The sequence below is a fragment of the Chromobacterium sphagni genome (genome assembly GCF_001855555.1).
GTDB lineage: Bacteria > Pseudomonadota > Gammaproteobacteria > Burkholderiales > Chromobacteriaceae > Chromobacterium > Chromobacterium sphagni.
On record NZ_MKCT01000001.1, the window covers coordinates 825,737 to 845,064 of the forward strand.

16 protein-coding genes are annotated in these 19,328 nt (G+C 64.7%); 10 read left to right on the forward strand and 6 right to left on the reverse strand.

The genetic code is table 11. From position 1 onward, the window contains the following. Nucleotides 1-55 precede the first annotated feature (55 nt). Together BI344_RS04015 and BI344_RS04020 are read right to left on the reverse strand one after the other, a co-directional pair. The gene (locus tag BI344_RS04015) at nt 56-454 is read right to left on the reverse strand and encodes an MAPEG family protein (RefSeq protein ID WP_071111635.1); all 399 of its coding nucleotides are present in this window, start codon (nt 452-454) and stop codon (nt 56-58) included. A gap of 165 nt (nt 455-619) precedes the next feature. Beyond that, nucleotides 620-973: a winged helix-turn-helix transcriptional regulator gene (locus tag BI344_RS04020; RefSeq protein WP_071111636.1), complete on the reverse strand. Its 354-nt coding sequence runs from the start codon at nt 971-973 to the stop codon at nt 620-622. 104 nt (nt 974-1,077) lie between these two features. Between BI344_RS04020 and BI344_RS04025 the strand changes: the two genes are divergently transcribed. Next, nucleotides 1,078-1,848, forward strand: a complete 771-nt coding sequence (locus BI344_RS04025; protein WP_083370056.1) for an SDR family NAD(P)-dependent oxidoreductase — start codon at nt 1,078-1,080, stop codon at nt 1,846-1,848. Nucleotides 1,849-1,892: 44 nt separating this feature from the next. Here BI344_RS04025 and BI344_RS04030 read toward each other — a convergent pair whose 3' ends face one another. Continuing rightward, nucleotides 1,893-2,372: a GNAT family N-acetyltransferase gene (locus BI344_RS04030; RefSeq protein WP_071111638.1), complete on the reverse strand. Its 480-nt coding sequence runs from the start codon at nt 2,370-2,372 to the stop codon at nt 1,893-1,895. 208 nt (nt 2,373-2,580) lie between these two features. Further along, the gene (locus BI344_RS04035; protein ID WP_071111639.1) at nt 2,581-4,557 is read right to left on the reverse strand and encodes a peptidase U32 family protein; all 1,977 of its coding nucleotides are present in this window, start codon (nt 4,555-4,557) and stop codon (nt 2,581-2,583) included. A 209-nt stretch (nt 4,558-4,766) separates the two neighbouring features. Between BI344_RS04035 and BI344_RS04040 the strand changes: the two genes are divergently transcribed. From BI344_RS04040 to BI344_RS04075, 8 genes are all read left to right on the forward strand, one after another. Further along, complete coding sequence (locus tag BI344_RS04040) at nt 4,767-6,467, forward strand: methyl-accepting chemotaxis protein (RefSeq protein ID WP_071111640.1); 1,701 nt, start codon at nt 4,767-4,769, stop codon at nt 6,465-6,467. A gap of 436 nt (nt 6,468-6,903) precedes the next feature. Then, entirely contained in the window at nt 6,904-8,307 is a 1,404-nt protein-coding gene (locus tag BI344_RS04045) for an OprD family outer membrane porin (RefSeq protein ID WP_071111641.1), read from the forward strand. A gap of 82 nt (nt 8,308-8,389) precedes the next feature. After that, the gene (locus BI344_RS04050; protein ID WP_071111642.1) at nt 8,390-9,646 is read left to right on the forward strand and encodes an extracellular solute-binding protein; all 1,257 of its coding nucleotides are present in this window, start codon (nt 8,390-8,392) and stop codon (nt 9,644-9,646) included. Nucleotides 9,647-9,712: 66 nt separating this feature from the next. Further along, nucleotides 9,713-10,582: a carbohydrate ABC transporter permease gene (locus BI344_RS04055; RefSeq protein ID WP_071112061.1), complete on the forward strand. Its 870-nt coding sequence runs from the start codon at nt 9,713-9,715 to the stop codon at nt 10,580-10,582. A 9-nt stretch (nt 10,583-10,591) separates the two neighbouring features. Next, nucleotides 10,592-11,452: a carbohydrate ABC transporter permease gene (locus BI344_RS04060; RefSeq protein ID WP_071111643.1), complete on the forward strand. Its 861-nt coding sequence runs from the start codon at nt 10,592-10,594 to the stop codon at nt 11,450-11,452. Next, nucleotides 11,449-12,957, forward strand: coding sequence for a beta-N-acetylhexosaminidase (gene nagZ / locus BI344_RS04065; protein WP_071111644.1), 1,509 nt, complete (start codon nt 11,449-11,451; stop codon nt 12,955-12,957). Before BI344_RS04060 ends, nagZ begins: the two co-directional genes overlap by 4 nt. A gap of 2 nt (nt 12,958-12,959) precedes the next feature. Further along, a complete protein-coding gene (locus tag BI344_RS04070) occupies nt 12,960-14,081 on the forward strand; it encodes an ABC transporter ATP-binding protein (protein WP_071111645.1) in 1,122 nt (373 codons plus the stop codon). A gap of 236 nt (nt 14,082-14,317) precedes the next feature. Further along, a complete protein-coding gene (locus BI344_RS04075) occupies nt 14,318-15,940 on the forward strand; it encodes a methyl-accepting chemotaxis protein (RefSeq protein ID WP_071111646.1) in 1,623 nt (540 codons plus the stop codon). Here the strand turns inward: BI344_RS04075 and BI344_RS04080 are convergent. Then, entirely contained in the window at nt 15,935-16,591 is a 657-nt protein-coding gene (locus BI344_RS04080; RefSeq protein WP_083338611.1) for a B3/B4 domain-containing protein, read from the reverse strand. The genes BI344_RS04075 and BI344_RS04080 overlap by 6 nt on opposite strands. Before the next feature lie 159 nt (nt 16,592-16,750). Here BI344_RS04080 and BI344_RS04085 point away from each other — a divergent pair, with 159 nt between their 5' ends. Further along, on the forward strand, nt 16,751-17,695 hold the full coding sequence (locus BI344_RS04085; RefSeq protein ID WP_071111648.1) for a YopT-type cysteine protease domain-containing protein: 945 nt from the start codon (nt 16,751-16,753) through the stop codon (nt 17,693-17,695). 52 nt (nt 17,696-17,747) lie between these two features. On the opposite strand, the gene glpD is transcribed toward BI344_RS04085, so the two are convergent. Further along, on the reverse strand, nt 17,748-19,259 hold the full coding sequence (gene glpD / locus BI344_RS04090; protein WP_071111649.1) for a glycerol-3-phosphate dehydrogenase: 1,512 nt from the start codon (nt 19,257-19,259) through the stop codon (nt 17,748-17,750). Nucleotides 19,260-19,328 lie beyond the last annotated feature (69 nt).

Genomic DNA, 19,328 nt, shown 5'->3' on the forward strand with positions numbered 1-19,328 from the left:
CAGCATCCAAGCCATCGGCAAGGACAAAGCCGCGGTTCGCCCTTTGCGCCGGCGTTCACCAAGAGAATGCCAGCCGGCCCCACAGCGCCAGCAACAGCACGCAGGACGCCAGGAAAGCCAGAAAACGGTGGAGCGGGTGATTGTAGCCAAGGTGGATGGCGGTATGGACCACCCGCAGCGCGACATAGCCCCAAGCCAGCGCCAGCATGGCCGGCGTGGCCAGATTTTTGGCGATGACGATGGCGCCGGCCACGTAGAACAACATCGGCGCTTCGAACAGATTGGAGAAATTGCGCGCCAGCTTCAGTTCGCCCTCGGGCGGCGCATCGCCCTGCATCAGCCGGTAATAGCTGCGCTTCACCCGCCCGGAGCGGGCATTGGCGAAACGGGCGCTTCCCAGACGGATGCCCACAAAGAAAGTCAGCAACACCAGCGCGAACATCGGGTAGATCATCGTCGGCCCCTATTCTGTGGATATGACTATTGGATCACCGAATAGCCGGCGCCGCAAAAGAATCGGCCCATAGCGATAGCGCCTTGATATCGTGCTCCTGCCTTGCGAAAAGTTTTCCCTTGGCCGGAAAGCGCGCATTCTGCGGCCGGACGGCCTAGGGGAAGACTAGCCCGGCGGCGCGTCACCTCGCTCCAGCTCCTGCTGCAGTTTTTCCAGCTCATCCAGCACTCGCACAAACTTGCCGCCAAACGGCGTGACCCGGTATTCCACCCGGGGCGGCGACTCGTCGTAGGCCACCCGCTCCAAAATCCCGAACTCCATATTGCGGCGCAGGCACTCATTCAGCACCTTGGTGCTCAAACCCTCCACCTGCCGCACCATTTCGCCGGGACGATTGATGCCGCAGGCCAGCAACTGGTAAACCGTCAACGACCATTTGCAGCCGTAAATGCTCTCCACCATGCGCGCGCTGCGTTCCGGCGGCGACTTCCGGGGAAATTTTTTTTCCTGCGCCTTCATCAAGATGCACCAAAAAGTAAGTGGCTTACCGATTTGTGCCTGCTGTTCAAGGGTTTGGCGCGCTTTTAAGCTGCGCCCATCCCCTCACCATACGGAGAACAAGCGTGACACATTCCCATTCTATCGCCCTGATTGTTGGCGGCTCCAGCGGCATGGGCAAGGAAAGCGCGCGCCGCCTGCTGCGCCAAGGCCAGATCGCCCTGCTGGTGGCGCGCGACGCCGACAAGCTGGCCGCCGCCAAGGAAGAGCTGGAAGCCGATAGCGGCGGCCAGGTGGAAACCGCCGTGGTCGACCTGCACCAGCCGGAACAGGTGCGCGCCTTCATCGCCCGCCTGGACGCGGAAAGCCGCCCCATCGGACAATTGGTCAACGCCGCCGGCTTCTTTCAGCCGGTCAGCTTCCTGGAACACAGCGAGCAGGACTACGACCGCCAGCTGGACATCAACAAGGCCTTCTTCTTCATCACCCAGGCGGTGGCGCGCAATATGCGCCGCCATGGCGGCGGGGCCATCGTCAACATCGGCTCCATGTGGGCGCATCAGGCGGTGAAAGCCACGCCATCGTCGGCTTACTCCATGCAAAAAGCCGGCCTGCACGCCCTCACCCAGCACCTGGCGATGGAGCTGGCCGGCGACGACATCCGCGTCAACGCGGTGGCCCCGGCGGTGGTGCTATCCACCATCTACCAGTCCTTCATCGCGGCGGAAGACATTCCCTCCGCCCTGGCCGGCTTCAACAACTTCCACCCGCTGGGGCGCATCGGCAGCGCCGATGACGTGGCCAACGCCATCGAATTTCTGTTGTCGGACAAGGCCGGCTGGATCACCGGCACGGTGCTGGATGTGGATGGCGGCGTAATGGCGGGACGCAATTAGGCTAGCAGCATAAATCTTTACCAGTCCCTACCGGATAGCTGGCGCTAACCCACCGCCGCTTTCCGGTAGGAAACCAGATGCATGCCCGGCTGCGCCAATTTGGCTGCGCCGAAACGGACAAAACCCAGTTTCTCATACAGATGGCAATTGCCCTCCTCCTCCAGAATGGTATCCAGGCACCAACCATGGCTGGGTTGATATAACTGCTCCACCAACCGTATGGCTTGCTGGGCCAGGCCCTGGCTCTGGAAAGCGGGAAGGATGAAAACGGGGCTGATCCGGCCTTGCTCGCCGCCATTCAGACTCACCACACGGATCGCGCCAACAGACTCATCGCCGCGCCGGATCAGATAGAAATCGGAATTCGGTTGTTTTAATTTCTCTATCAGCCTGTCCAAGGACTCGGTCGCAGGACTGAAAGCATGATCCTGATATTTCCGCAGCAAAGGCGTAAACGCCTCCACCTGCATCAGGTGTAGCGCGACGGCATCATCCAGTCCTGCCTTGATCAAACGGATTTCCATGCGCTCGCCAACTCTCGACACATTAATCACAACACAAAGTGAAATTTAAATGTCATTGCATTTGAGCGAAACACTCAGCGAATGGCAAGTGAATTAACAGTCCAATACTCTAGACAATCAAAAAGGGCAAGCCTTCGAAGGCTTGCCCTTTTTGTAACAGCCGCACGTATCGGTGCGTCGCACCTATGGGGAACCGCACCCTAGCCAATCACTGCGGCCGCTGCTTGAAGAAAGTAATCGGCGCGGAGGCCGGGATTTCGCTCGGCGGCGGCGACTTCAGGATGTGCTTCTTCATCTTGCCCATCACATGCATCTCGCAGGGACGGCATTCGAATTTCAGCGTGTAGGTTTCAGTGCCGGACTTCAACACCATAGGGTCGGCGCGCACCTGGCCCATCACCCCCTTCACGCCCTTGGCCTGCTTGGGGCACAGATTGTAGGAGAAGCGCAGGCAGTGCTTGGTGATCATCAGCGAAACCTCGCCCTCCTCCTGATGCGCCTCGTAGGCCGGCTCGATCACCTCGACGCCGTGCTTCTTGTAGAAGTCCCAGGCCAGCGCGTTGTAGACGTTGGCCAGGTAGCTCAGCTCGGTCTGCGGAAACCGCACCAGCGGCTCCACCGCCGCCTTGCGCGGCTGGCGCGGCCAGGCGGCCAGGCGGGCGGCTTCCAGCTTTTCCACCGCCTCGCGGCGCAGGCCGTTGATCGCCGATGCCGGCACGAACCACGGCTGGCTTAGATTGAGCGCCGCGTCGTGCGCCTGGAACATGGTGTTGCCCAGCTTGGCCAGGCTGTCGCGCAGGCTTTGCTCGGCGCGGGCCGCGTCCTTGGCCGGTTCAAGCGCAAGCTGCGCGCAGGCGGTAGCGGAGCAGCCGTCGGCATCGGTGTAAGTCAGCGCCAGGCCGTCGGCGGTTTCCGACAGCGTGGCCCATACGCCGACGCGGCGCTCGGCCGATTTCTTCAGCAAAGCCAGCTCCCAGGCGTGGTCGCGGTTGCGGCTGATGTCGGCGCCCGGTTTCAGGCCGGCCAGCGCGGCCGGGTCGTTGGGTTCGCAGCGCCAAACCAAGAGGCCGCCCTCGGCCTTGCCCACCTGCTTGACGGTGTTCAGCTGCATGCCCACCACTTCGCGCTTCTTCATGAAGTTGATGCCGTCGCCGTTGGACATCTGCTCGGTGGTGGCGATTTCCAGCCAGGCGTCCCCCACCTTGTGCACGACGCCCAGGCCGAGACCGACGAACTTGGGCGAATCAAACGCCCCGATGTCCTGCTTGCGGCCGGTGGCGAAGTAGTCGGTGGCGCCGCGGTGGAAGGTCTTGTCCGGGTTGGGAGTGAAGAAGATCTCGCTGGTGCCGCTGGCGGCCGGGGCCAGTTCCGGGCGGCGTTCGAAGATTTCGTCCAGCAGCAAGCGGTAGTGGCTGGTGATGTTCTTCACATAGGACACGTCCTTGTAGCGGCCCTCGATTTTCAGCGAACGCACGCCTGCGTCCAGCAGCGCTTCCAGGTTGGCGCTCTGGTTGTTGTCCTTCATCGACAGCAGATGCTTGTCGAAGGCCACCACCCCGCCCTTTTCGTCGGTCAGCGTGTAGGGCAGCCTACAGGCCTGCGAGCAGTCGCCGCGGTTGGCGCTGCGGCCGGTGTCGGCGTGGCTGATGAAGCACTGGCCGGAGAAGGCCACGCACAGCGCGCCGTGGATGAAGTATTCGATGGTGGCGGAATCGGCCACCCGGTCGGCGATCTTTTTGATCTGCGGGATGGTCAGCTCGCGCGCCAGCACCACCTGCGAGAAGCCGGCGTCGGACAGGAAGCGCGCCTTGTCGGCGTCGCGGATATCGCACTGGGTGGAGGCGTGCAGCTGGATCGGCGGCAGGTCCATCTGCAGGATGCCCATGTCCTGCACGATCAGCGCGTCCACGCCGGCGTCGTACAGCTGCCAGATCAGCGCGCGCGCGGCGTCCAGCTCGGCGTCGTGCAGGATGGTGTTGAGCGTGGTGAAGATGCGCGCGTGGTAGCGGTGGGCAAACTTCACCAGGGAGGCGATGTCCTCGATGCTGTTGCAGGCGTTGTGCCGCGCGCCGAACGACGGCCCGCCGATATACACCGCGTCGGCGCCGTGCAGGATGGCTTCGCGGCCGATTTCGGCGGTTTTGGCGGGTGACAGCAGTTCGACTTGATGCGGCAACAGGCTCATGGCAATTCCGGGCTGGAGTAAGGGTTATCGCCGCCGGCGATGGCGGGCGCGAAAGTATAACGGAATCATCGGCTTATAGATAGCCGGCTCGAGTCCGTAATAGTCCTAGGTGCCTCTACCTAAAACCGCTTAATCCAATTGCTTAGCTTTATGACGGCTGCTACCCAAAGAATATCGGAGGCCTCGCCCTCCACCACATTGAGCCTGTCATGTTCAGCCAACTCACCATCAGCCAGCGTCTGGCCATCATGGTCGTCGCCCTGCTCACCATCCCCATCCTGGTGGGCCTGTACGGCCTGCGCACCCAGGAGGGCATACTCGGCGACTTCGCCACCACCTACAACGACCGGGTGGTGTGCCTGAAACAGCTGAAGATAGTCGGCGACGGCTACGCGGTCGGCATAGTCGACAACGCGCAGAAGCTGCGCAACCGTAGCCAGACGCCGGCCAGCTTCTTCAACAATCTGCAAAAGGCGCAAGCCGACGTGAAGCAGCAGTGGAGCGACTACCGCGCCACCTATCTGACGCCGGAGGAAAAACAACTGGCCGACCAGGCGGAAGCGGCGATGGCCACCGCCAACCGCAGCGTGGACAAGCTGCGCCAGCTGGTGCAGACCGGCGACGCGGCGGCCCTGCAAGCCTATGTCGACCAGGAAATGTACCCGGCGCTGGACCCGGTGGCGCAGCGCATCTCGGCGCTGGTCGACCTGCAACTGCGGGTGGCGGCGGAGGAATTCGCCCAGTCGCAGCAGCGCGCCTCGTTCAGCCATGCCGCCAATATCGGGCTGATCGTCGCCGGTGTGGCGATAGGCTTTCTCCTGGCGCTGGCCATCGTGCGCGGCCTGCTCTCCGAGCTGGGCGGCGAGCCGCGCGACGTGGTGGCGCTGGCCGAACGCATCGCCGAAGGCGACCTGGGACAGAAGCTGCTGGTGAAGCCGGGCGACCAGCACAGCATCGTCGCCTCGATGGCGCGGATGCAGAGCGCGCTGATCCAGTTGGTGCGCAATATGCAGGCCATCACCCTCAGACTGTCCAACAGCGCGACGGAATTGGCCGCCGCCTCGGAGCAGGTGGCCACCAGCGCCGAGGAGCAGACCCGCGCCGCGTCGTCGATGTCCGCCTCGGTGGAGCAGCTGTCGGTCAGCATCTGCTCGGTCAACGACCACACCAGCGACGTCGCCAAGGATTCGGTGTCCAGCGGCGAGCTGGCGCACCGCGGCGAGGCCATCATCGGCGAAACGCTGAGCACCATCAACCACGTGGCGGAACAGGCGCGCGCCTCGCAGCAGCAGGCCGACCTGATGGGCAGCCGCTCGCAGGACATCGCCAACGTGATCCAAGTGATACGCGACGTGGCGGAGCAAACCAATCTGCTGGCGCTGAACGCGGCGATAGAAGCGGCGCGCGCCGGAGAACAGGGCCGCGGTTTCGCCGTGGTGGCCGACGAGGTGCGCAAGCTGTCGGAGCGTACCGCGCAGTCCACCACCGAAATCAGCGGCAGCATCCGCGACATGCTGGACAGCAGCCAGCACGTGGTGGAAAACATCCACAACACGGTGGACCAGATGGAAGTGGGCCTAAACCAGGCTACCCGCGCCCGCGAAGCCATTGCCGGCATCAGCGGCAATGTGGAGAGGGTGAAACAGTCGCTGTCCACCATCTCGATCTCGCTGAATGAACAGCAGCAGGCCGGCACCGGCATCGCCGCCAATGTCGAGCAGGTGGCGCAGATGTCGGAGGAAACCAGCGCCGCCGCGGTACAGACCGCCGAGGCCGCCAGCCAGGTGGAACAGATGGCCGGCGCGCTGCAAGTGGCCATCAGCCACTTCAAGCTGCCGGCGGGCGGGCAGGCGCATTCGGTCGATACATCGCTGCCGGCCATCCCCTCCGCCACCGCGCTGCGCGCCTGACCTTGCCCTGCCGCCGGCGTCCCATCCGGCGGCAGGGCTGTCCGCGCGGACACCTGCCTCCCCGCCTCTAGCCAGATCGGCTCCCCGTCAGATATTGCAACGCAGCATTTGCCTTGCGCCGGTTTATTTTCCTTTATGAAAATAAAAATGGTCTTTAATTGGAATTGGTTTCGCTCCTGATCAACACCAGTGGCATCTTGCGCACAAAATAAAAACTAAATTCCAAATTTTGGTTTTATTTAAAATAAATCTGTTCAATTCAGCGTTATTTTTATACTTTTGTTTGATTATTTATCCTGCATGGCAACATTACAACGCCATGACAATCAATTTCAACCCGAATAGTCTCATACCATTTGAAGACCACTATAAGACCAGCTAACTTGCCTCCAGGACTTCCACGCATGGATTCCGCAACTGGACCTGGAGCTAAAAAATGCACAAGCAGCGCGTCTTACTCTTGGCCGTCCTGGCCGCCCTTTCCGGCCTGGCCCTGGCGGAGGAAGAACCTTCCGTCCCGCCGTCCAGCGATGGCCCGCCGCTGAAAGGCACCAACCAGGCCATTCCCGAGAGCGATGTCTACGACCTGTTGACCAAATCGGAAACCACCTTCAGCGCGCTGTATTACGGACGCGATAGGCAGGAAAAACAGCCCAACAACAGCAACGGCGGCGATATCCGCGTCAACGCGCTGAACCTGGGACTGAACTTCCGCTCCGGTTACGCCTGGGACAGGCTGGGCTTCGACGCCGCCGCCCATAGCTCCATCCGCCTGACCAAAGGCATCGGTTTTTCCGAAGTGCTCTACCACGACTACAAGGACATGAGCAATCCGGCGGAAGGCGGCGGCGGCCAGGACAAGAGCGACGCGGTTCTGAGCCAGGCAGCGGTGAAATTCCGCCAGTCGCCGGACGGCCAGGGCTTCTCCGCCCGCGCTGGCTACACCCCGATCAGCATCGGCACCCTGGGCACCTCCGGCGGTCTGCAATCCCACTCCTACCGCGGCTTTGAGGGCAAATACAAGCTTGGCGACTTCGAAATCGGCTACGGCTGGGCCGACCAGTTCCGCAACGAATGGGACAACCGCTTCCGCGACATGACCAACTCCTGGGAGCAGGGCCGCAGCAGCGGCAGCAATCCGGGCAAGGTGGACTACGTCAACAGCGTCGGCCTGCGCTACGCGCCGGAAAACGCCTTCGTCGACATCGGCTTCGGCGAAGGCAAGGACTACCGCCGCACCGCGCAGATTGCCGGCTCCTACACCTGGAAGCTGCAGGGCGGCGACAGCCTGACCGGCGTAGCCTACTACTTCCAAGGTAAGGACGAGGCGCCGCTGGGCCTGCCCAACTCGCAAACCGCCTGGCACGGCAGCGCCAGCCTGGCCTACACCACTGGCGGCCTCACGCTGCAGGGCGGCGTAGGCAAGAGCCACAACCCGGACGGCGGCGAAGTCAACTTCCGCATGACGCCATACGGCAACAGCGACAACCGCAACTTCATCCAGACCTGGGGCCAGGACGACGACTTCGTCTGGGATGGCATGAAGGTCATCAAATTGGGCGTCAGCTATGACTTCGCTAAAGCCGGAGTTCCCGGTCTGACCATGGGCGTCAGCGGCAACTACTCCAACGGCGCATTCAATCCGAACACCAACCGCACCTATACCGTCAAGGAAATCGATGCCAGCGTGGGCTACAGCGTCCAAAACGGCGCGCTCAAGGGATTCAGCATTGGCGTTTACCCTGGATGGTTCAGAAGCGGAGGATTCTTACAGGCTGGTTACGGCAAAGGCGACCGCAACGACGTGAAAGTGATCGCTTCTTACAGCAAAACCTTCTGATCCACCAAGTAGCCGGTCTGCCAGTGCCGGCCGCTTCACCCATCGGTTCCGATAAGCGAAGCCGAAAAGGAGAAACCGCACGATGAAACTGAAGACCCTGAGCCTGTCCCTGCTGATCTTTGCCGGCCTGTCCGCGCCGCTGGCCGCCCTCGCCGCCGACAAGCCGGTGCTGGAAGTCTGGACCATGAGCCTGTCGCCCAAGTTCGACGGCTATTTCAAGAACATGATCGCCAGATACAACGCCCAGCATCCCGATGTGGAAGTGAAGTGGACCGACTACCCGTGGGATGTGATCCAGGCCAAGTTCACCGCCGCGGTGGGCGCCGGCAAGCCTCCGGCGCTGGTCAACCTCAATGTGCCCTGGGCTTACGACTACCAGCAGGAGGGCCTGATCCAGCCGCTGGACGGCCTGATAGACAAGGGCCAGTACGTCGCCGGCGCGCTGAAGGACATCACCTTCAACGGCAAGGTCTACGCCTTCCCGCACTACAACGGCGCCAACGTCATCGCCTACAACGCCGCGCTGTTCAAGAAAGCCGGGCTCGATCCCAACAAGCCCCCCAAGTCCTTCGACGAAGAACTGGCCTACGCCAAAACCATCAAGGCCAGGACCGGCGTCGCCGGCTTCGCGCCGACGCTGGGCCCCACCAAGATCGAGGCGCTGCTGATGCAGAATGGCCTGGAAGTGGTGAAGGACGGCAAACCGGCCTTCACCAGCCCGGCCCACGTCGCCTTCGTCAAGAAGCTGGCCGACGCCTACAAATCCGGCGCGCTGTTGAAAGACAACCTGTTCGCCCAGGACAACTTCCAGGTGGCGATGGCCGCCTACAACGGCGGCCGGCTGGCGATGCTGGAATCGACGCCGACCACGCTGACCCGGGTGCGCGACGAAGCGCCCAAGCTGTACCGCGACACCCGCGTCGCCGCCGCGCCGCTGGGCCCCACCGGCATCGCCGCCGGCGGCTGGATGTTCAACTTCGCGGTGGCGCGCAATGTGGACAAGGCGCTGCTGCCGGAAATCGGCAAGTTCGGCAATTACCTGACCAACGCCGACAACCAGCTGGCCTTCGCCAAGCTGGCCGGCACCCTGCCCACCGCCCGCAAGGCGGCGCAAGACCCGCACTTCCAGCAGGTGGCCGGCAACGCCGGCGCGGCCGAGCGCGCGGTGGGCATCGCCGCCGCCAACCTGGACAAGACCCGCACCCTGTTCCTGTCGGTGAAGAACGCCGACGTGCTGTCGGCCCGACTCGCGGCGGCGGTGGAAAAAGCGGTGACCGGACGACAGGACGCCAAGCAGGCGCTGGACGAGGCCGCCGCCTACTGGAACGGCAAGCTGTAAGCGCGACTCGCGCCCGCCGCCGGCAATGGCGGCGGGCAGTCATCAATCCGCCCGATGGAGCCCGCCATGCGCAAACCACGCAAAACCACGCTGCAAGCCTATCTGTTCCTGGCGCCGGCGCTCGCGCTGATGCTGCTGTTCTCGTTCTGGCCGGTGGGCTTCGGCTCGGTGCTGGCCTTCACCCGCTACAACCTGATAGACGCGCCGCAATGGGTGGGCTGGGACAATTTCCGCGAGCTGTTCGCCGACGAGCTATTCATAGTTGCCTTGAAGAATTCGGCGCTGTACCTGCTGGTGGTGCCGGCGATCCAGGTGCTGGCCATGCTGCTGGCGGTGCTGGTCAACAACAAGCTGCCCGGCATCAAGCTGTTCCGCGCCGCCTACTACCTGCCGGTGGTCACCTCGGTGTCGGCGATAGGCATCATCTGGAACTTCATGTACACCGAGGACGGCGTGCTCAACGCCGCGCTGCGGTGGCTGCATCTGATCAACAGCCCGGTGGGCTGGCTCAGCGACGACCACATCGCGCTGTTCGCGGTGATGTTCATCACCGTCTGGCGCGGCATAGGCTGGTATATGGTGCTGTACCTGGCCGGCCTGCAAGCCATTCCCGCCGATCTGCACGAGGCCGCGCAACTGGACGGCGCCGGCCGCTGGCAGCGCTTCTGGCGCATCACCATGCCCTTGCTGGCTCCCACCATCCTGCTGTGCTCGATGATGTCGGTGCTGGCGGCGGTGAAGGCGTTTGAAGAAGTGCAGATCCTGACCAAGGGCGGGCCGATGCAGTCCACCTACACCGCGCTGTTCTATGCCTACGAGTTCGGCATCAAGTCGCTGAACTTCGGCCGCGCGCTCGCCGCCAGCCTGGTGATGTCGCTGTTCTGCATTCTGCTGGCCTGGCTCAACTTCCGTTATCTGCAACCGCGCGAGCGCTGAGGAGACGCCATGACCGCCATTACCCTGCCCGCAGCCCGCCGCGCCGTCCCGCGGCTGAACCAGCTGGCCAACCGCGCGCTGCACTACCTGGCGCTGGCCGCGATAGCCCTGATCACTGTCTACCCGTTCTGGTGGACGCTGATCACCGCGCTGTCCAGCGACGGCGACGTGTTCAGCTTTCCGCCGGCGCTACTGCCCACCGCTCCGTCGCTGGCCAATTTCCGCGAAGCGGCGGACAGCATCGATCTGCTGGCCTTCTTCCGCAACTCCATCGCCATCACCGCGCTGAGCGTGGCCGGCACGCTGCTGGTGAGCGCGCTGGCCGCCTATCCGCTGGCCAGGATGCGCTTTCCCGGCCGCAAGCTGGTGTTCGGCGCCATCCTGGCCACCATGATCCTGCCCAGCGAGGTCAATTTCCTGGTCAACTTCATCACCGTGTCCAAGCTGCAGCTCACCGACAGCTACAGCGGGGTGGTGCTGCCGACGCTGGCCGGCGCGGTGGGCATCTTCCTGATGAAGCAGGCGTTCGAAGCGGTGCCGCAGGACCTGATAGACGCGGCGCGGGTGGACGGCGCCGGCGAATGGCAGATCTTCTGGAAGATCATGCTGCCGCTGTCGCGCCCGGCGCTGGCGGCGCTGACCATCCTCACCACGGTGTCGGCGTGGAACCAATACATCTGGCCGTCCATCGTGATGTCCAGCCCGGACAAGTTTCCGCTGTCGGTGGGCGTGCTCTACCTCGCCGGCGCCTTCAGCTTCAAGACCCGGGTGGTGGCGGCCGGCGCGGTGCTGACCGTGCTGCCCATCCTGATCGTCTTCCTGTTCACCCAGCGCTATTTCCTGCGCGGTTTCGATGGAGCCGTCAAATGAGCCTGCCCCCGCAACAACTGACCGGCCGCTGCCTGATGGTGGACCTGCCCGGCCCGGAATTGTCCCGCGAGGACGCCGCCCGGCTGCAAAAGCTGCAGGTACGCGCCGTCTGCCTGTTCCGCCGCAACGTGCCGGACGCCGCCCGCGCCCGCCAATTGGTGGCTGACCTCAAATCCGCGCTGGGCGACGACATCCTGATCGGCCTGGATCAGGAAGGCGGCGCGGTGATGCGCACGCAGTTCCTGCCACAGGCGCCGTCAGCGATGGCGCTGGCGGCGGCGGACGATGCGGCGCTGAGCCGCGAGGTCGGCGCGGCGGTGGCGCGCGGGCTGAAGAGCCTGGGCGTCAACTGGAACTTCGCGCCGGTGCTGGATCTCAACAACAACCCGGCCAATCCGGTGATAGGCGAACGCTCCTTCGGCGCCGATCCGGCGCGCGCCGCCCTGCTGGCGCGCGCCTGGATGGATGGCCACCTGGCCGAGGGCGTGGCCTGCTGCGTCAAGCACTTCCCCGGCCACGGCGACACCCATACCGACTCCCACCTCGACCTGCCGGTGGTGGACAAGCCGCAGGCCGAGCTGCGCGACTACGAACTGGCGCCGTTCCAGGCGCTGGCCGGCCACGCGCCGGCGCTGATGAGCGCCCACATCCGCTTCCCCGCCCTGGATACCGAGTGGCCGGCCACGCTGTCGCCGGCCATCCTCACCGGCCTGCTGCGCCGCGAGCTGGGCTACCGCGGCGTCGCCATCACCGACGCGCTGAACATGAAGGCGATACGCGAGCGCTGGGGCCAGGCCTTCGGTGCGGTACAAACGCTGAAAGCCGGCGCCGACCTGGCGCTGGTGCTGCAATTCGCCGACGAAATGCAACACAGTGCCGACGCGGTGGCGGCGGCGCTGGCAAGCGGCGAGCTGGCAACCGCTAGGCTGATCGAAGCCAGCGAGCGGGTGGACGCGCTGATCCGCCGCTTCCCCAGCCGCGCCGACGCGCCCTACCGCGCCGAACAGCGCGCCGCCGACGAAGCGCTGTTCGCCGAAGCCTGGCAGCGCGCGCTCACCGCCCACGGCCCGCTGCCAACGTTGCCGGCAGGCCGGCGGCTGCGGCTGGTGGTGCAGGACCAGGCGCCGTCCGACGGCGTGTCGGAAGAAGGCCTGGCGGCGGACCGGCTGATCGCCGCGCTATCGCGGCGCCACGCGCTGGAGGTGGTGCGCTTCGAGCGACGCGAAGCGCTGCACTGGGACACGCTGCCCCAGGACGGCCTGTACACCGTGCTGGCCTCCACCACGCGTGAGCGCTACGGCGCGCGCGAGCGGCAAAGCTGGAAACCGGACTTGCATATGGCATTATGGAACCCGTACGCCGCCGCCGACATCGCCGCGCCGGCGCTGATCAGCTACGGCTTCGCCGACGCCGCGCTCGACGCGGCCAGCCGCTGCCTGGCCGGCGACGCCATCGCCGCCGGCCGGCTGCCGGTGCAGCTTGGCGCCCCCTATCAGGAGCAATGAAGATGTCCCGACTGTCACTGAAAAACATCCACAAAGCCTACGACGACGGCAACGCGGTGATCCACGATGTCAGCCTGGACATCCGCGATGGCGAGTTCATGGTGTTCGTCGGTCCATCCGGCTGCGGCAAATCGACGATGATGCGCATGATCGCCGGGCTGGAGGAGATCAGCGCCGGCGAGTTGCGGATAGACGACAAGCTGGCCAACGACATCGAGCCAGCCAAACGCGGCGTGGCGATGGTGTTCCAGAGCTACGCGCTGTACCCGCACATGACGGTGCGCGGCAATATGGCCTTCAGCCTGAAACTGGCCGGCAAGAGCAAGGCCGAGATCGACGCCGCGGTGAGCCGCGCCGCGCGGACGCTGCAGATCGAACACCTGCTGGAGCGCAAGCCCAAGGCGCTGTCCGGCGGCCAGCGCCAGCGCGTCGCCATCGGCCGCGCCATCGTCAGGAAACCCGGCGTGTTCCTGTTCGACGAGCCGCTGTCCAATCTGGACGCCGCGCTCAGGGTGCAGATGCGGATAGAGTTGGCGCGGCTGCACAAGGAGCTGGGCAGCACCATGATTTATGTCACCCACGACCAGGTGGAAGCGATGACCATGGGCGACCGCATCGCGGTATTCAACGCCGGCCGCATCGAACAGGTGGGCACGCCGCTGGAGCTGTACAACCGCCCGGCCAACCGCTTCGTCGCCGGCTTCCTGGGCTCCCCCAGAATGAACTTCATCCCGGCGCGCGCGCTGCAGCAACAGGCCGCCGGCCTGGAGCTGGAACTGCCCGGCGGCTACCGGCTGGCGCTGCCCTTCGGCGACGGCGACGGCGGCGACGGCGCGGCGACGCTGGGCGTGCGCGCCGAGCATCTGTTCTTCGCCGAATCCGGCCTGCCGGTGACGGTGCAGTTGGTAGAGCACCTGGGCGACCAGCAGATCGTCTACGCGCTGTGTGAAGGGGTCGGCGAGCCGATCGCGGTGAAGCTGCCCGGCCACGAGGCCGAACCGGCGCTGGGCAGCCGCCGCCACCTGGCGCTGGATCCGCGCCACTGCCAAGTGTTCGACCAGAAGGGCCGGGCGCTGCCGCGGCTGGACCTTACCCAGCAGGCCGAACCGGCCCTGGCCTTGTAAACCTCAGGGCGGGGCCGCGCCCCGCTCTTATCCACAACCGGCGTCGAACGCTGAACTTATCCACACCGCCTCCGTCCACACCGCGCCCGCCGAGTTCCGCTTCACCAAACCGCCTCCGCCGCGTCCATGCCCGGACGGTCGTCATCGGGAAATAATTGAAATGATTAAGTATTTCTTCGTAACCGACCGGCAACTGCCCTACAACTAGAGCAGGATGTTTTGTACGGAGCGTCGCAATGAATCGCCAAACCTCGCTAGCCCGGCAACTGGCACTGATCGTTGCCCTGGTGATCGGCATCCTGCTGGCCACCTCGGTTTTCTCCCTGTTCCAATTGTGGGGAGGCATCCGCGAGTTCCGCGACCAGGTGGGCGCCGACCAGCGCAGCATGCAGCAGGTGCTGACCATGCAGGTGGACTTCAAGAAGCAGGTGCAGGAATGGAAAGACACGCTGCTGCGCGGCCAGGACCCGGCCAAACTGGCCAAATACTGGAACAATTTCCAGCAGCGCGAGCAGCAGGTTCGCGACGAAGGCAACAGACTGGCGGCCTCGGTCTCCGACCCGCAGGCGCAGCAGCTGCTGCAGCAATTCGTCGCCGCCCACCAGAAGATGGGCGACGACTACCGCAAGGGCCTGGACGCGTTCAAACAGGCGGCAGGCGACGCCAAGGTGGGCGACAAGCAGGTTGCCGGCATGGACCGCCCGCCCACCGAGCTGCTGACCCAGGCCAGCGACTTGCTGAGCAAACGCGCCCAGGCCACCGCGGCCAACGCCGTGGAGCGCGCGAACGGCGCGCTGTGGCGGGTGGCCATCGCCATGGCGCTGGGCACGGTGCTGGGCATCGTCTTTTTCCTGTACTACGTCAACCGCACCATCATCGCGCGCGCGCAGCGGCTGGTGGAGGACCTGACCTTGCTGGCGCAGGGCAATTTCACCCGCCCCTGCGTCAGCGGACGGATGGATGAGATCGGCCAGATCGCCGCCTGCAGCGAAACCGTGCGCGTCAACCTGGGCGCGCTGATCCGCGAGCTGATCAACGCCGCCAGGGAGGTCAGCGACACCAGCCAGGAACTGAGCCGCGCCGCGCACACGCTCGCCCATGGCGCGGAAACGCAGAACGACGCCATCTCCAGCAACGCGGCTTCGCTGGAGCAGATGGCCACCAGCATAGACACCATCGCCGACCAGACCGCGCGCATCAGCCAGGACTCGGACACCAGCGCGCAAAAGACCCGCGACGGCCTGGACGAAGTCACCCGGCTGCACCAGCAGGCCGAGGTGATAGACAAGGTGATGGGCCAGGTGGACGACGCTTCGCAGGCCTTCCAGCACAGCACCCAGTCCATCGGCCAACTGACCAATCAGATCAAGGACATCGCCGAACAGACCAATCTGCTGGCGCTGAACGCGGCGATAGAAGCGGCGCGCGCCGGCGAACAGGGCCGCGGCTTCGCGGTGGTGGCCGACGAGGTGCGCAAGCTGGCGGAAAACTCGGCCAAGGCCGCCAGCGAGATCAAGAATGTGACCGAACAGCTGAACCAGGGCGCGCAATCGGTCGGCAACACGGTGCAGAACGGCATTTCCGCCACCCGGCAGAGCCGCGGCACCATGGAAGTGGTGATGGGCAATCTGCAGGCCGCCAACGACAGCGTGCATGAAGCCAACGGCGGCGTCGTCCAGATCCGCGACGCCATCGCCGAGCAGAAGGCCGTCTGCAACAGCATCGCCCAGCGCTTTGAAACCGTGGCGCAGATGGTGGCGGACAATTCGCAGTCCGCCATCGAACTGCGCGGCACCGTGGTCAGCCTGAGCTCGCTGGCCGAGCGCATGCAAACCATGGTCGGCAAGTTCCGGCTATAGCCGGAACAGCGGCTGCCGCGCATCCAGGCGGAAGCGCTGCAGCCGGCCGGCGTGCGGCCGCAGCCGCGCCTCCAGCCAGTCCATGCCCGCCTCGCCGTCCGGGAAGTCCGCATCCGGCCGTTCGCTGACGAACACCGCGTCGCGGCTTCGCTCCGTCAGCTTGAAGCGGTCGGACTCCAGCCAGTTCAGACAGCGGCACACCACCTGGCGCCCGCCGCCCAGCCAGACCGCCTCGCCCGGCTGCGGGTTTTCCGCCTCGTCCCTGCCCAGCGGCAGGAAGGGTTCGTCGCCCAAGGCCAGGTCCAGCGCCAATTCTCCGCCCAACGCACGGATGTCCTCGCCGCCGAACGGGGCCAAGCTAATCAGCGACGCCTGGTTGTACAAATCCACCAAGGGCAGGATGCTGCGCAGCTTGTCTTTCCGCACCGCCTTCACCAGGTATTCCAGCGAGCAGCGCGCCTTCTTGTCCCCCGGCAGCTCCAGATACAGCTGTTTCCAGCGCAGCAGCAGCGCGTCGACGTCGCGTTCGGTGTCGACCAGCGCCGGCAGCAAGGGCGGCAAGGCGGCGCTGTCGATATCAAGCGCGATCAGCCCGGCCACCCGCATCTGCGGCAAGCGGCCCAATAGGCGGGGAGTGAGGGATATCTGCATGCGGCGCTCCTGGCGAATCTGGGGGGGACCATGCTAAACAAGGCGCGGCCGCCAGGGAAACGACTTGTGCTAATGGGGCATTAGCGGGCGACGAAATCTGCAAGACCGGCGGAACCCAAGCGCAGACACTGCGGCTATCAATCCGCGAAGGGCTTTGTCATGCAAGTACATTCCTCCATAGTCCAGACATCCGGCCTCTCAACCCTGCGCCAGGATGCGGCCCAGGCACCGGCATCCCCGCTGGCCGCCCGCATTCGCGCGCTGGGCAACTCGCCGATCGACGTGCCTGGCTTCCAGCCCGCGGTGGTCAGCCGCCACGGCGGCGGCCTGCTAGACCGCATGCGCATGCTGCTAGCCAATCCTTTCGAAAAAACGCTGAATGCCCAAGGCGGCGCAGACCAGAAGCTGGTTTTCGACCAGAAGCATGCGGTACTGACACCCTGCCGCGCCGACTTGGCCAAGCTGGGACTGACCGACATGAAGGAGGGCGTGTGCAACGGCCTTTCCTACGCCTGGGCCGAGGAACAGCTGAAAACCGGCAACGGCGGAAACAAGCTGGAATGGATAGCCCAGGTGGCCGCCAGCGACAGCTTGGCGCGCGGGCCACGTGGCAACGGGGCGCCTTCTCCGCTCAGCCAGACGCGCATCCCGCTGCTCAACCAGCTGAAGAAGATGCAGGACTTCCAATTCAGCCAGTTCGCCAATACCGGCAGCCCCAAGCAGGACATGAGCAACTACCTGCAGGCGGTCGATGGCTGGGGCAAGCGCAACGGCATGGATGCCAGCGTGGACATCCTCAAACCCGGCGCGACGCCGGCCGAGCGCCAGCTATGCGCGCGCCTGCCCGCGCACGGCGACGGCGCGCTGGTGTTCCGCACCGCCGAACACACGATGGCCATGTCCAGTCGCGGCGGAACGTACAGCTTCTTCGAGCCCAACTACGGCATGGTCAGCTTTCAGGATAAGAACCGCTTCGACGACTTCGTCGCCGCCTTCCTGCTGGCCGAGGGCCACAAGCCGCCGTTCATGCTGACCGAACTGAAGCTCGATCCGACGGCCCAGCCGACGCCGACGCGGATGGCGGAGCTGGCCGACATCGAATAAGCCAAGAAAAAAGCCCGGCTTCAGCCGGGCTTGAATCGACGACGCGCAACAATCAGGCGCTCAAAACCTCTTGCCTGGCGGCCAGACGCCGCGCCAGCCACTGGTCCACCACCTCGGCGGCGTCAGCCGGCAGATGCAGCCTCAGTTTGGAACGGCGCCACAGGATGTCGTCGCTGCGCGTCGCCCATTCGTGCTCCGCCAGATACTCCAGTTCCGCCTCGTACAAACCAGGCAGTATCTCCGCGCCCAGCTCCGCCAGGCAACTGGCCTTGGCTATCAGCTTGCCGACGCGGGTGCCGTAGGCGCGCGCCCAGCGTTCGGCCAGCGGGGCCGGCAGCCAGGGATGGCGCTGGCGCAGGCCTTGCAGGAAACGGCCGAAATCGGCCCCCGGCATGTCGCCGCCCGGCAGCGGCGCGTCGGCGGTCCAACTGGCTTTGCGGTTGCCCAACAGCGGCGCCAGCTTGTCCACCGCCTCTTCCGCCAGCTTGCGGAAGGTGGTGATCTTGCCGCCGAACACCGACAGCAGCGGCGCGCCGGCCAGGTCGGTCTCCAGCGCGTAGTCGCGGGTGACGCTGGCGGCGTTGTCGGCGGCGTCGTCCAGCAGCGGGCGCACGCCGGAATAGGTGGACAGCACGTCTTGCGGGCCGATCTGGCTGTGGAAGTAGCGGTTGCTCATCTCGCACAGGTAGGCGATTTCCTGCGCGTCTATCGCCACCTGGGCCGGATCGCCGTGATATTCGACGTCGGTGGTGCCGATCAGCGTGAAATCCTTCTCGTACGGGATGGCGAAGATGATGCGCTGGTCCGGGTTCTGGAAAATATAGGCGAACGGATGGTCGAACAGTTTCTTCACCACGATGTGGCTGCCCTTGACCAGGCGGATGGACTTGCTGGCCGGCATCGCCAGCTTGTCTTCGATCAGGCTCTGCACCCAGGGGCCGGCGGCGTTGACCAACGCGCGGGCGCGCACCTCGAAGCGGCTGCCGTCCTCGCGCTCCAGCGTGCACAGCCAGTGGCCGTCGTCGCGGCGCGCCGCCACGCAGGCAGTGCGGGTGTGGATCTTGGCGCCGTGCTCGGCGGCGTCCATCGCGTTGAGCACCACCAGCCGCGCGTCCTGCACCCAGCCGTCGGAATAGACGAAGCCGCGCTTGAAGGCGTCCTTCAGCGGCGCGCCCGACGGATGCCTGGCGAAACTGACGGTTTCCGAGCCGGGCAGCACTTCGCGCTTGGCCAGATGGTCGTACAGGAACAGGCCGGCGCGTATCATCCACTCCGGCCGCTGGTCGCGCGCATGCGGCATCACGAAGCGCAGCGGCCAGATGATGTGCGGCGCCGCCTTCAACAGCACTTCGCGCTCCTGCAGCGCCTTGCGCACCAGGCCAAACTCGTAGTACTCCAGGTAACGCAGGCCGCCGTGGATCAGCTTGGTGCTGGCCGATGAGGTGTGCGAGGCCAGATCGTCCTTCTCGCACAGCGCCACTGACAGGCCGCGGCCGGCCGCGTCGCGCGCAATTCCGGCGCCGTTGATGCCGCCGCCAATCACCATCAAATCGTATACGTCCATTGCCCCGTCCTTGCTTGATCTACCGCCTTTATTCTATCCACAATAGCTAACATGGAACACAAATAATAC

What these genes read in the sequence shown, in the direction of transcription:
- BI344_RS04015 (WP_071111635.1), bottom strand. Translation starts at nt 454, where the DNA reads ATGATCTACCCGATGTTCGCGCTGGTGTTGCTGACTTTCTTTGTGGGC.
- BI344_RS04020 (WP_071111636.1), bottom strand. Translation starts at nt 973, where the DNA reads ATGAAGGCGCAGGAAAAAAAATTTCCCCGGAAGTCGCCGCCGGAACGC.
- BI344_RS04030 (WP_071111638.1), bottom strand. Translation starts at nt 2,372, where the DNA reads ATGGAAATCCGTTTGATCAAGGCAGGACTGGATGATGCCGTCGCGCTA.
- BI344_RS04035 (WP_071111639.1), bottom strand. Translation starts at nt 4,557, where the DNA reads ATGAGCCTGTTGCCGCATCAAGTCGAACTGCTGTCACCCGCCAAAACC.
- BI344_RS04040 (WP_071111640.1), top strand. Translation starts at nt 4,767, where the DNA reads ATGTTCAGCCAACTCACCATCAGCCAGCGTCTGGCCATCATGGTCGTC.
- BI344_RS04045 (WP_071111641.1), top strand. Translation starts at nt 6,904, where the DNA reads ATGCACAAGCAGCGCGTCTTACTCTTGGCCGTCCTGGCCGCCCTTTCC.
- BI344_RS04050 (WP_071111642.1), top strand. Translation starts at nt 8,390, where the DNA reads ATGAAACTGAAGACCCTGAGCCTGTCCCTGCTGATCTTTGCCGGCCTG.
- BI344_RS04055 (WP_071112061.1), top strand. Translation starts at nt 9,713, where the DNA reads ATGCGCAAACCACGCAAAACCACGCTGCAAGCCTATCTGTTCCTGGCG.
- BI344_RS04060 (WP_071111643.1), top strand. Translation starts at nt 10,592, where the DNA reads ATGACCGCCATTACCCTGCCCGCAGCCCGCCGCGCCGTCCCGCGGCTG.
- nagZ (WP_071111644.1), top strand. Translation starts at nt 11,449, where the DNA reads ATGAGCCTGCCCCCGCAACAACTGACCGGCCGCTGCCTGATGGTGGAC.
- BI344_RS04070 (WP_071111645.1), top strand. Translation starts at nt 12,960, where the DNA reads ATGTCCCGACTGTCACTGAAAAACATCCACAAAGCCTACGACGACGGC.
- BI344_RS04075 (WP_071111646.1), top strand. Translation starts at nt 14,318, where the DNA reads ATGAATCGCCAAACCTCGCTAGCCCGGCAACTGGCACTGATCGTTGCC.
- BI344_RS04080 (WP_083338611.1), bottom strand. Translation starts at nt 16,591, where the DNA reads ATGCAGATATCCCTCACTCCCCGCCTATTGGGCCGCTTGCCGCAGATG.
- BI344_RS04085 (WP_071111648.1), top strand. Translation starts at nt 16,751, where the DNA reads ATGCAAGTACATTCCTCCATAGTCCAGACATCCGGCCTCTCAACCCTG.
- glpD (WP_071111649.1), bottom strand. Translation starts at nt 19,259, where the DNA reads ATGGACGTATACGATTTGATGGTGATTGGCGGCGGCATCAACGGCGCC.